This is a genomic window from Curtobacterium sp. MCSS17_008 (genome assembly GCF_003234185.1).
Classification (GTDB): domain Bacteria; phylum Actinomycetota; class Actinomycetes; order Actinomycetales; family Microbacteriaceae; genus Curtobacterium.
Map to the genome: position 1 here is coordinate 120743 of NZ_QKSM01000008.1, position 11732 is coordinate 132474.

Below are 11732 nucleotides of genomic sequence, written 5' to 3' on the forward strand. Positions count from 1 at the left end.
TGATCCGGACCAACCGAACGCAGGAGTGATGTTGGCGCAACCATTCGACCCCGAAAAGTTGAAGCAGGGGCTTTCCAGAACCCTCGACACCGTGGGTCAGGCCGCGCGCGACACCTCGTCCCGCGTGGCCAGCCAGGCGCGGTCTTGGAGAGGATCAGCCGAGGAGGCCATCGAAGCTCGGATCACCCCGGAAGAAGATCCGTACGAGCGTGCCACCGTCGACTACAACGCCGCCCACACGTCGATGACGGATAAGGGTCTCGCACTCCTCCGGCAGCGTGAGCGTTCGGTGGACCTCCTCGAACTCGTCGAGCACGTCGTCAACAGCATTGCCAACACTCCCAAGTCCTTCGGGGCGGCCTTCGAGGGGGTCGAGTTGAACCGGACTGCGTTCCTCAACGCCGAGGAGTTCGCGCGGAAGGACCTCGAAGCAGCGAGGGCGTCGGCGCTCCGAGCGGGCGCCGGCATCAGCGCCGGAGCTGCCGTCGCGAGCCTGGCGCCTGCAGCAGCGATGTGGACCGCGACCACCTTCGGTGCTGCCTCCACCGGGACTGCGATCTCGACGCTTTCGGGTGCTGCGGCCACCAATGCGGCACTCGCCTGGCTGGGCGGCGGAGCCCTCGCGGCTGGCGGGGGTGGCACCGCGATGGGCGGAGCGCTCCTCGCACTAGCGGGTCCGATTGGTTGGACCGTTGCCGGGGCCGCACTCCTCACCTCGATCGTGCTCTTCACAAAGAAGAAGTCAGAGACGCGGGAAGCGAAGCACCAGGCGTTGCTGGCACTCCAGGAGAACACAGCGGCCGTTCGGGCGCTCGAGGTGCAGATCGAGGACCTCCTCGACCGCAGCACATCGATCCGCGAACTCCTCCGCGACAACTACACGCGCTCGCTCGGAGCGTTCGGCGCGGACTTCGCCGCGCTGTCGCAGGCTGATCAGTCATGTCTCGCAGCGCTCGTCAACACGGCAACGTCGTGCGCGGCCCTTCTCGGGACAAGGATCGTCCCGCGTTCCGTTGATGACTGAGCGAGCCGCTGACACTGCGAAGCGCACGCAGGAACAGGCCGTCGCCGCGTGGGTGAACCACCTGAACGAACTCCGCCTCGACTCGCTGTTCGATCGCCTGGCACGCCACGGGGACGACCTCGCAGCGGCGCTCAAGACGGTCGACGCAGCGCTACGGAGCATCGACCTCGAAGTCGTCGCTCGCAATCGGGGCGGGGTGAAGGGGATGCACGGCTTCATTGCGGAGGTCGCCGAGGTTGGCGTCAGCAATGCTCGCGCCCGCATCAACGGGGACGAGCGAGTCTACGAGTGGGTCAACGACAACGGCCCGGTCGATCTGCTCCGGCAGGGCGTCGAGATTCAGCAGAAGTTCGTGGCGGCCGGTGGTCGCCTCGGTCTCGGGGCGATCGGGGAGCACCTTGACAGGTACCCCGACTTCATCCGGAACGGTGGGAAGTACCAGGTCCCCGCGGATCACTACGCGAGGATCCGCCTGCTGCACGACATGCCGGCAGCGGACGCCAGCAGACTCGTTTCTGGGGCGGGCGATGGGCCGTCGTTCAAGGACTGGCAGCGCGTCCAGGCGTTCTTCGGCACAGGACGCGCCAGCATCGACTCTCTCGAACCCTCCAGACTCGAATACGCGGACGTTCAGCGGGGCGAGTACGCCGCAACGCTCGAGGGCGAGAAGGATTCACTGCGCGAAACAGGTCGATCACAGCGTGCTGCCGCTTCCGCCGCAGCAAGGGCGTCCTTGAGCGAGGGCGCGAAGGTCACAGTCGCCGCTGGTGCTGTCGAAGGAGCCACTACCTTCGTCCTGGCGGTCGTCGCGAAGCGCCGTGCCGGGAAGCCGATTGCACAGTTCTCCCCGAAGGACTGGGTTGAGGTCCTCGAGGAGTCGGGAATCGGCGTGGTGAAGGGCGGCGTTCGCGGTGCGAGCGTGTACACCTTGACCAACCTCGCCGCGGCGCCCGCCGCTGTGGCGAGTTCGCTCGTCACAGCAAGCTTCGGCATCGCCGAGTTGGCGAACGAGTTCCGCGCCGGAGCGCTCACGGAGGTGGACTTCATCGAGCGAGCTGAAATGGTCTCGCTGGACGCGGCCGTCAGCACGGTTTCCTCACTCGTCGGTCAGGCGCTCATCCCGATCCCGATCCTCGGCGCCGTACTCGGCAACACGGTGGGCACCGTGATGTACAAGACGGTGGCCGACTCGCTGGCTCAGCAAGAAGCGAGGCTGCTCGAGCAGTACGCCGACGAGCAACGAGCGCTCGGTGAACGGCTCTCCCGAGAGCAGGCACTCCTGGTCGACGAGATCAGGTCGGCAACGTCGACGTACGTTGAAGTCCTCGACCGCGCGTTCGAGCCGGAGGTCGAGGTCGCGCTCGCAGGTTCGATCGCGCTCGCGGAACACGTCGGCGTATCCCCGTCAGACATCCTCGACTCCGATGAGAAGTCGGCGGCGTACTTCCTCGACTGACGTTTCGAAGACGGCACCGCAGTACAACAGCGCAGCTCCCGATGGGTCGCGCCACGGACTACGCGTCTAGGGGCTCCTCACTGCACCCGGACGACGGCGAGTGCATGTCCGCTTGGATGGAGGATCGCCTCGGACTCAAGGTGTGGCCCCACCTCCGTGTATTTGGCACCCGCCTCAGTGCCACCGAACGAGCTCTGATCCGGCGCTCGGATCCTCCGCTGAACATCGTGCACGCATCGACGCCTCTGACGGCACTGCGCTGCACGAGCAGCGCAGTGCTCGCGAGCTCACGACGCGGCAGTGTGAGGACGAACGGGAGGCTCGGTGCCAGCCGGCACCGGATCTGCCGTCCGTCAGCTGGCCGCGGTCGGGCCGGGCGGATAGCCGCGGCGTCGCGGATCAGTCGCTCTCAGACCACGGCGTGGTCGTCCACAGGACCGTCGATCCCCTCGTACGCTGCCGTTACCTGATCGGTGACGTCGATGCCAGCCCCTTGCACTCGCCGTACCAGGATCGCGTACGAGTTCGTGTGCTCCACGCGCCGTCCGAGTGCCTCGGTCTCCGACCTGTCGACCTCGCGGGCCCACGAGAGGTCGTAGGTCGTCGCATCGAACAGCAGGAACAACGCGGCGTCGAAATCCCACGACCGGAACGCCGAGAACGTCTGCGACCGCTTGTCGCCGAACCGCACGAGTCGCGCCTTCACCTGCAGCCGCCGCCCGTCAGCAACCCACAGGTCGAAGCTCTTCTCTGAGTTCGGCGCGAGCTCGCCGCCGTACGCGCGGAGCGCGAGGCTCTCCGCGAGGTCTCCGAGCGGCGAGTTCCGCGTCCGGATCAACCCGCGCCGCAGCAGCTCGTCGATGACCGCCACAGAGGAGGCGAGGAGCTGCCGCACCGTCAGGGCGGCCGGATCGAAGGGTGGTCGGTGGACGGACATGCGCCGAGCCTACGAGGCGACCACGGTCGGACTGGAGGAACGGCACCGGCCAGCACCGCGCCTCCCGTCCGTCACCGGTCCACCGCCGTCGTTAGATCGGTGGTGACGGCGCCGTCAGGGGCGACGTCCCCGGACGACGACAGTCAGTGCTGACGGATGAAGCGCGGACCCTCGTAGCCGTCGCGGGACACGTGCGACGTGAAGTCCTCGAGCGACCGCACCCAGTGCCCACGCTCCCCGTACAGCGCCTGGTACACGACGACCGACTCCTCGGTCTCGACGTCCTTCGCCACGAGGACCACCTCGTACTCCCCGCCCTTGAAGTGCCGGTACCGCCCAGGGGCCACATCGTTGCTCACGCGGCCGATGCTAGTTGCACGGTCGCTGTCGCGAAGCGAGCCGTACTGTTGCCGCTGTGGATCCACAACTGCACGAGGCCGTCCGTCGAGCCGCACGCCGGGCGACCTGGATCGCGCTGGCCGGCGCCGTAGCCGGCGCCGCGATCGGGATCTGGCTGAGCTTCGGCGGGCGGCCGATCGAGGTGTTCCTCCTCACCCTGGGCGGCGCGATGGCGGTCGGCGGCCTTGGCGCAGCGCTATCGACGATGGTGACGCAGTTCCGGATGAGGAACCTCACGAGCGCACCGACCGCGGGACTCGATGTCGCCGAAAAGCGCGGCGTCCAGCGGGCGATCCAGTCGGGAGCGCCGGTTGCCCCTGAGCTCGAACCACGTGCCGCCGGTCACGCACGAGTGCTCGCCGTCACCCTCCCACTCGCGACGGCGCAGTTCGTCCTCCTCTACTGCGGGATCATCGGGTCGCAGGTCATCAGCCTCGCGTCCGCGGATTCGTTGGCGTGGTTCCGGATCGTCCTCATCGCGGTGTTGATCGTCACCGGCGCGATCGCGATCGTGCTGCTGCGTCGCAGCCTCGTGCGCGTTCGTCACTACCTCGAAGCACTCGGCACCGACGCAACGTAGGAGCGCGAGCTCTGCTCCCCGACGCCATCGACCGCACCGGCCTACCATGGCCCCTCCCACCCGCCGACCGCCGCTGCCGCGCCCCACCACGCGACCGGCCGAACAGACAGGGCCTCGATGACGACCCCACGCACACGCCTCCGGCGCTCCGCCGCGATCGTGACCTCCCTCGCGACGGTCGCCGTTCTCGCCGGCTGCTCGAGCACCTCGTCGGACCCGACGGCCGAGCCCTCGGAGCCGGCCCCGACGGGCTACCAGGGCGCACCGCTCTCCGGTCCCGCCGAACCCGGCGAAGCACCGGAACCGGAGCAGACCCCGGTCGGCCAGGTCGTCGACCTGCCCGAGGACACCCACCCGTGGGGTGTCGCCGTCGCCCCGTCCGTCGGCCAGGTCTACCTCGCCGCCCGGAAGCAGCAGCGCTTCGCCGTGTACGACACCGAGTCCGGTGACGTGACCGGCAAGGACGTGCCCGGCGCCGCCCGCATGATGGACCTCGCCGGCCTGGACGGCCCCCTGCTGCTCCCCGCCGAGGACACGGGCGAGCTGTACGAGCTCGCGCTGCCGTCGCTTGAGGTCACGTCCTCGACACCCGCCGGTGAGCAGCCGCACCAGGCGGTCCGGGTGGGCGACACCACCTTCGTCTCCGAGGAGCACGGCCACGCCGTCCGCGCGATCCGCGACGGCGAGGTCGTCAAGCGGTTCACCCAGCCCACGCAGCCCGGCGGCATCACCGCGGTCGGCGATCGAGTGGCCGCGGTGGACGTCCGCGCGAACCTGCTGTTCGTCTTCGACGCGGAGAGCATGGAGTTGGTCGCTGCCCTGCCCGCCGGCGAGGGCCCCAGCCACGTCGTCCCGATCGGCGACGACCGGGTCGCGGTCTGCGACGTGCGCGGCAACGCCGTCATCACGTACGACATCGGCGGCGACCCGAAGAAGCTCGGCAGCGTCGACGTGCCCGGCCGAGCCTTCTGGATCGAGGCCGACGCTGCATCGGGCACGATCTACGCCGCACTGTCGGACACGAACAAGATCGCGGAGCTGTCGCTGCGGTCGGACGGCAGCCCGCAGCTCGACGCGACGGTGCCGACCGTGCGGAACCCGGTGTCGTTCGACCGCGACCCGGAGGACGGCACACTCTACGTCGGCGGGTACGCCGACTCCGAGCTGCAGATCATCCCCCGCGACGCGTTCACGTCGAGTGCCGCGGACCGCGGCTGACGTCGCGACCACATGACGGACGGGAGGCGCGGTGCCAGCTGGCACCGCGCCTCCCGTCCAGGGCTTCTTCCGAACGGTGGTCGCGTCAGCGACTCGCGCTCACCAGGTGAGCACGAACCGCCCCCGCGTTCCGCCGGCCTCGAGCCGCTCGTGCGCCTCCGTCGCGCGCGACGCGGGTAGCACCTCGGCCACCCGCGGCGTGAGGATGCCGTCCTCCACCGCCTGCCGCAGCTCCTCGAGCAGGTCGAACGACGTGTACTCCGAGAACACCATGATCTGCTCGAACCGGATGTCGCGAGCCCCGTTGCCCTCCCAGCCCCGCACGTCCGCGAAGAACCCGCCGTCCCGCACCGCGTCGACGACCTCGTCCCGCTGCACCGCAGCGTCGGCGAGCGCGTCGACCCCGTCCGGCACGATGCCCCGCACGGCTGCCGCGAACCCGTCGCCGCGCCGCACCATGTGGTCCGGCCCGAGGGAGCGCACGAGGTCCTCGTCCTTGGGCGCGGCGTCGGCGATGACCGTGATGCCCCGCTGCTCCGCGAGCTGCACGACGTAGTTCCCGAGCAGCCCCGCGGCACCGGTCACGGCGAGGGTGCCACCCTGCGACAACGAAGCCCGCGCCAGGATCTGCAGCGCGGTGAGCCCGTTCATCGGGACGGTCGCTGCCTCTTCGATCGACAGGCCCGCCGGGATCCGCGTGAAGGAGCCGACCGGTGCGACGAGGTACTCGACGTACGCCCCACCGTGCTCCGACAGCGGCAGGGCCATCGCCATGACCTGGTCGCCAACGCCCCAGCCGTCGACCCCGGATCCGACCTCGTCGATCACCCCGGCGGCGTCCATGCCCGGCACGTACGGCGGCGAGGCCTTCGACGAGTCCCGCTGGCCCGCCCGCACACCGGTGTCGGTGGGGTTCACGGCGAACGCCTGCACCCGGATGCGGACGGTTCCTTCGCCGGCGTGCGGCTCCGGGACCTCGTGGACGGCGAGGGCGTCTGGCCCTCCGAACGTTTCGACTCCGACGACCTTCATGCCTTCCGGTCTACCCGCGGCAGACCGGACGGACTCAGCGGACGTTGCAGGACGGAACATCCCAGCGCGTGGGATCCCTCACCCGTCGGTGTCGACCACGCACGGCGAACGCAGCACGATCCTCCCAGCGCTGTACACGTCGGCCGAGATGTGCTGATCACGGTCGAGCAGAGCTGCTCCGCCACCAGGGAACGCACGGGTGACCTCGAAGCCCTCGCCCTCGAGGAACCGCACCGCCGGTGTGGCCGGCCCGTCCTGACCGACCGGTGTGTCGTCCCACTCGTCGGCTGCGGCGCCTCGCCAGATGTAGTGGACCAGGACGCCGTCAGCGAAGTTGTCCAGGACGCAGGGCCGCACGTCCACGCTCACTTGATCGTCACTCGGGGCATCCGCGCCCAGAGCGCCGACGACCCGCGCCCCGAGGCCGACGAGCTCAGCCTCAGCGCGCTCAGGCGTCCGGCTGGTCTCGAGCGCCGTCGGCGGCTGCGCTCGGCGAGCCGTGTCCGCCCGGGCTTCGCCGATCGACAGCAAGGCCAGGGGGACCATCGTCAAGAGGGCGATCGCGAGCAACCCGAAGCACACGGCGACACCGGCGGCGGCGCCGGTCCGTCCGCGTCGTGCACCGATCGACAGGGACACGATCGCGGCTGCTGGGACGAGGACGGCGATCGAGCAGGCGACGGTGAAGGCCGCTGCGAGGTCGTGGACGTCGGCCCGTTCCTCGACGGTCGGGGCCGCGGTCGTCGCGATGGCCCAGATGATGACGAGCCACCCGACGAGGAACGCGAGGACACTGCCGGCGATCCACGCACCGCGGGGCGCGCGCTGCGGTGTCCACTCCGCCCGATCGTCGTCGTCCATGCGTCCTCCTCGTGCGTCGGCTCCCCCGGGTCGCTCCGGTGACCGCGGGATCAGTCCCATGTCGCCATCGCCACGATGACCGCGACCGGCAGCGACACGGCGAGCACGATCCCCACGACGATCGCGAGGGTCCTCGCCAGCCGGAACCCCTGCTGACCGACCCAGATCAGCAGCAGGATCGCCACGATGTACAGCGGCGGCACGAGCAGCAGCGGCAGGAAGCCGAGCCCGGTCCACTCGACGAGCGCCCCTGCGAGCACCTCGTACGCGGTGCACGCCGCCGCCACCGCGAGCGCGACCCGGACGCCGATCGGAGCCCGGCGACGAGGGGCGCCCGCCGGACGCGGCTCACTCATCGTCGCCGATCCCGTCGCCGGGCCCACCCGCGAAGCACCGCGTCTCGAGCGACACGTCACCGGAGACCTTCGTCACGCCGGCGTACGCCTCCGCCAACCATCCGTCCCCGAGCCCGCGGACGTCCCAGCCGTACGGGTCGGCGTCGCGGAGCCCGGCGTCGCGGAACACCTCGCGCACCGGAGCCACCCGACGCTCGACCTCGTCCGCCGGCAGTTCGTCGGCTTCCCGCTCGTCCTCCGACCGCGGCTCGCCCTCCGGCACAGACGTCACGGACCACTCCCACGTGTACCGCGTGCCCCGCTGCAGGTTCGACAGTGGACACTCACGCGTGTACCGGAGGACCTCCCCAGCGGGCACGTCCTCGCCCAGCGCGCGCACGGCTCGCTGGCCGACCTCCGCCAGGTCCTGCTCCACCTGCACCTGCGTCCGACTCGTCTCGAGTGCGGTCGGCGGCTGCGCACGCTGGTGCTCGTCCGCCGCCCAGCTCTGCGCCACGCGCGCTGTGGGGTACCCGAGTGTCCCGACCGCGAGGACCACGAACACCGCACACGCCACCGGCCCGACCAGCGTCACCGACCGGTCGCGCCGTCGCTGCCCGAGCAGCAGGATCACCCCGGCGAGCGGCACCCCCGCACACACGAGCGTGACGACGAGGCTCCCCGTCGTCTGCGCCGCCAGCGACTGGTCCGAGTCGTCGACCCCGTTGTACCCGGCGAGCGCGACGAGCAGCCACGCGATCCATCCCGCGGGCAGCAACAGCCCGCTCGCCACGATCCACCAGATGCCGTTCCGCCGCCTCGGCGGCGACCACGCGTCGTCGTCGACCATCGATCCCCCGTTCCCCACGACCACCGTACCGACCGGCCGGGAGGCACGTGACCAGCACGCCCGCGCCTCCCGTCCGGAACGGCGCACGGCCGATCCGCCTACGCTCGAACGGATGCCCGCCTCGCTCCACCCTGCCGACCAGCCACCGTCGTCCGACGGGTTCATCCGCGTCCGCGGCGCCCGCGAGCACAACCTGCAGGACGTCGACGTGGACATCCCCCGCGACCGCATCGTCGCCTTCACGGGTGTCTCCGGCTCCGGCAAGTCGAGCCTGGCCTTCGGCACGGTCTTCGCCGAGGCCCAGCGCCGCTTCCTCGAGTCCGTCGCCCCGTACGCCCGGCGGCTCATCGCGCAGGGCTCGACCCCGCACGTCGACGAGATCACGGGCCTGCCCCCGGCCGTCGCCCTGCAGCAGCCCCGCGGAGCCCCGAGCACCCGCTCGACCGTCGGCACGCTGACGACGCTGAGCAACTCGGTCCGCATGCTCTACTCCCGCGCCGGCACCTACCCGGAGGGCGCGGAGCAGCTGTACTCCGACTCGTTCTCACCGAACACCGTCGTCGGGGCGTGCCCGCGCTGCCACGGCCTCGGCACCGCACACGAGGTGACCGAGGCCTCGGCGGTGCACGACCCGTCGCTGTCCATCCGCGAGGGCGCGATCACCGCGTGGCCCGGCGCCTGGCAGGGCAAGAACCTCCGCGACGTGACGGCGGTCCTCGGCTACGACATCGACCGGCCGTGGCGCGAGCTCCCGCGGGAGGACCGGGACTGGCTCCTCTTCACCGAGGAGCAGCCCGTCGTCGAGGTCCACCCGAAGCGCGACCGCGTGGCGAAGCCGTACAAGGGACGCTTCTGGAGCGCCCGGCAGTACACGCTGCACACCCTCGCCGACTCGCAGAGCGAGACGCAGCGGAACAAGGCCCTGCGCTTCGTCGAGTCCGGCCCGTGCCAGCTCTGCCACGGCTCCGGCCTGACCCGTGCGGCTCTCGCCGTGACGTTCGGCGGGTTGAACATCGCCGAGTTCAACGCGCTGCCGCTCTCCGAGGTCGCCGAGGTCCTCCGCCCAGCCGCGACGCTGACGCACCCCGAGCCGGCGACGTCCCGCGTCACGTCCGGCGAGCGGTCCGAGGTGGCGCAGTCGATCGCTCACGACCTACGCAGTCGCGTCGAGGTGCTCGTCGGACTCGGCCTCGGGTACCTCGGGCTCGACCGGGCGACGCCGACGCTCTCCCCCGGTGAGACGCAGCGCCTGCGGATCGCGACGCAGCTCCGGTCGGGGCTCTTCGGCGTGGTCTACGTGCTCGACGAACCGAGCGCCGGCCTGCACCCGGCCGACTCGGAGTCCCTCGTGCAGGTCCTCGACGACCTCCGCGCGAGCGGCAACAGCGTCTTCGTGGTCGAGCACGACATGGACATCGTCCGGCGGGCGGACTGGATCGTCGACGTCGGCCCGGGTGCCGGCTCGGGTGGTGGACGCGTGCTCTACAGCGGGCCGCCCGAGGGGCTCGCCGAGGTGTCGGAGAGCGTGACCCGGCGCTACCTCCAGCCCCGCACCGAGCCCGTCGTGCACGAACAGCGCCAGCCGGTCGGCACGCTCAAACTCCGCGACGTGACGCTGCACAACCTGCGCGGCGCGACCGAACGCGGAGCGACCGGCGGCGGCCTCGACGTCGACCTGCCCCTCGGCGTGATGACCGCCGTGACGGGCGTCTCCGGCTCCGGCAAGTCCTCGCTCGTCGGCGGCGTCCTCCCCGAGGTCGCGACGCACCACCCGATCGTCAGCCGCGTGTTCGAGGTCGACCAGAAGCCGATCGGCCGCACGCCCCGCTCGAACCTCGCGACCTACACGGGCATGTTCGACGCCGTCCGCCAGGCCTTCGCAGCGACGGACGACGCCTGCACTCGCGGCTGGACCGCAGGACGCTTCTCGTTCAACGTCGAGGGCGGCCGGTGCGAGGTCTGCCAGGGCGAGGGCTCGGTCTCCGTCGAGCTCCTGTTCCTCCCCGGCAGCTGGGCTCCGTGCCCGGAGTGCCACGGCGCGCGGTACAACGCCGAGACGCTCGAGGTCCGTCGGAACGGCTCGACGATCGCCGACGTCCTCGCCATGACCGTCGACGACGCCAGCGAGGCTCTCGCCGACCTGCCCGCCGCCGCCCGCGCCCTCGACGCCCTCCGCAGCGTCGGCCTCGGCTACCTCCGGCTCGGGCAGCCCGCTCCGGAGCTCTCCGGCGGCGAGGCCCAGCGCATCAAGCTCGCCACCGAACTCCAGCGTGCGCGGAGCGGGCACACGCTCTACTTGCTCGACGAGCCGACGACGGGCCTGCACCCGGCGGACGTCGAGCTCCTCACGGAGCAACTCCAGCGTCTGACCGACGCGGGCAACACCGTCGTCGTGGTCGAGCACGTGATGTCGGTCGTGGCCCAGGCGGACCACGTCATCGACATGGGTCCGGCGGGCGGCGACGAGGGCGGCCGCGTCGTCGCAGCGGGGACGCCGACCGAGGTCGCGGCATCCGCCGCGAGCCGGACCGCGCCGTACCTGCGGACAGCACTCGGGTCCTGACGGGGGCAGCCCCGTCGTCGGGATCACCGAGACGGTCGCGTCACGCCGACGGACGGGAAGCCCGGCACCAGCCCGACCCGCGCCTCCCGTCCGCCGCCGCACCGGGACACCGCAACCCCCTGCGTCCGGTCGTGTGGCGGACCGCGGTCCTTGCCGGGGCGGGTGACGATCCCGGTTCGCCGAACCCGTATCGCGCGGACCATGATCGTCACGGCGCCGACCGTTCCGCCTTCCCCGTGCACGACCGGGCCGGACGGACGCAGGAGCACCACAATGACGACAGCGGAGCGCTGTGTCCGGCAGAGCGAGCCCGAACGCAGAAAACCCCTGACCAGTGATGGTCAGGGGTTTCCTGGTGTTGCGAAGGTTGAGTCCGGCGGCGTCCTACTCTCCCACAAGGTCCCCCTTGCAGTACCATCGGCGCTGAGAGGCTTAGCTTCCGGGTTCGGAATGTGACCGGGCGTTTCCCTCTCGCTA

Annotated in this window: 11 protein-coding genes and 1 rRNA gene; 5 read left to right on the forward strand and 7 right to left on the reverse strand. The window is 70.7% G+C overall.

From position 1 onward, the window contains the following. Nucleotides 1–31: 31 nt before the first annotated feature. Nucleotides 32–1024 carry a hypothetical protein gene (locus DEJ23_RS10175; protein WP_220034213.1) on the forward strand — a complete coding sequence of 331 codons (993 nt, stop codon included), beginning with the start codon at nucleotides 32–34 and terminating at the stop codon, nucleotides 1022–1024. Next, nucleotides 1017–2480, forward strand: coding sequence for a hypothetical protein (locus tag DEJ23_RS10180; protein WP_111240150.1), 1464 nt, complete (start codon nucleotides 1017–1019; stop codon nucleotides 2478–2480). Before DEJ23_RS10175 ends, DEJ23_RS10180 begins: the two co-directional genes overlap by 8 nt. Nucleotides 2481–2889: 409 nt before the next feature. On the opposite strand, the gene DEJ23_RS10185 is transcribed toward DEJ23_RS10180, so the two are convergent. Together DEJ23_RS10185 and DEJ23_RS10190 are read right to left on the reverse strand one after the other, a co-directional pair. After that, nucleotides 2890–3351, reverse strand: a complete 462-nt coding sequence (locus tag DEJ23_RS10185; protein ID WP_146240256.1) for a DUF6998 domain-containing protein — start codon at nucleotides 3349–3351, stop codon at nucleotides 2890–2892. Nucleotides 3352–3560: 209 nt separating this feature from the next. Next, a complete protein-coding gene (locus DEJ23_RS10190; protein WP_258375430.1) occupies nucleotides 3561–3776 on the reverse strand; it encodes a DUF1653 domain-containing protein in 216 nt (71 codons plus the stop codon). 14 nt (nucleotides 3777–3790) lie between these two features. Here DEJ23_RS10190 and DEJ23_RS10195 point away from each other — a divergent pair, with 14 nt between their 5' ends. Together DEJ23_RS10195 and DEJ23_RS10200 are read left to right on the forward strand one after the other, a co-directional pair. Then, nucleotides 3791–4396: a hypothetical protein gene (locus DEJ23_RS10195; protein WP_146240257.1), complete on the forward strand. Its 606-nt coding sequence runs from the start codon at nucleotides 3791–3793 to the stop codon at nucleotides 4394–4396. 117 nt (nucleotides 4397–4513) lie between these two features. Further along, nucleotides 4514–5614, forward strand: coding sequence for a YncE family protein (locus DEJ23_RS10200; RefSeq protein WP_111240154.1), 1101 nt, complete (start codon nucleotides 4514–4516; stop codon nucleotides 5612–5614). Between the two features lie 99 nt (nucleotides 5615–5713). On the opposite strand, the gene DEJ23_RS10205 is transcribed toward DEJ23_RS10200, so the two are convergent. From DEJ23_RS10205 to DEJ23_RS10220, 4 genes are all read right to left on the reverse strand, one after another. Beyond that, nucleotides 5714–6646 (reverse strand): NADP-dependent oxidoreductase, encoded by a 933-nt coding sequence (locus DEJ23_RS10205; RefSeq protein WP_111240155.1) that lies wholly within the window; start codon nucleotides 6644–6646, stop codon nucleotides 5714–5716. Between the two features lie 78 nt (nucleotides 6647–6724). After that, complete coding sequence (locus DEJ23_RS10210) at nucleotides 6725–7507, reverse strand: hypothetical protein (RefSeq protein ID WP_111240156.1); 783 nt, start codon at nucleotides 7505–7507, stop codon at nucleotides 6725–6727. A 50-nt stretch (nucleotides 7508–7557) separates the two neighbouring features. Next, nucleotides 7558–7863 (reverse strand): hypothetical protein, encoded by a 306-nt coding sequence (locus DEJ23_RS10215; protein WP_146240258.1) that lies wholly within the window; start codon nucleotides 7861–7863, stop codon nucleotides 7558–7560. Beyond that, nucleotides 7856–8692: a hypothetical protein gene (locus DEJ23_RS10220; protein ID WP_111240158.1), complete on the reverse strand. Its 837-nt coding sequence runs from the start codon at nucleotides 8690–8692 to the stop codon at nucleotides 7856–7858. Before DEJ23_RS10220 ends, DEJ23_RS10215 begins: the two co-directional genes overlap by 8 nt. A 112-nt stretch (nucleotides 8693–8804) precedes the next feature. Between DEJ23_RS10220 and DEJ23_RS10225 the strand changes: the two genes are divergently transcribed. Beyond that, nucleotides 8805–11255, forward strand: a complete 2451-nt coding sequence (locus DEJ23_RS10225) for an excinuclease ABC subunit UvrA (protein WP_111240159.1) — start codon at nucleotides 8805–8807, stop codon at nucleotides 11253–11255. A gap of 371 nt (nucleotides 11256–11626) precedes the next feature. Here DEJ23_RS10225 and rrf read toward each other — a convergent pair. Continuing rightward, nucleotides 11627–11732: ribosomal RNA gene (rrf, locus tag DEJ23_RS10230) — 5S ribosomal RNA — on the reverse strand; the annotation flags it as partial.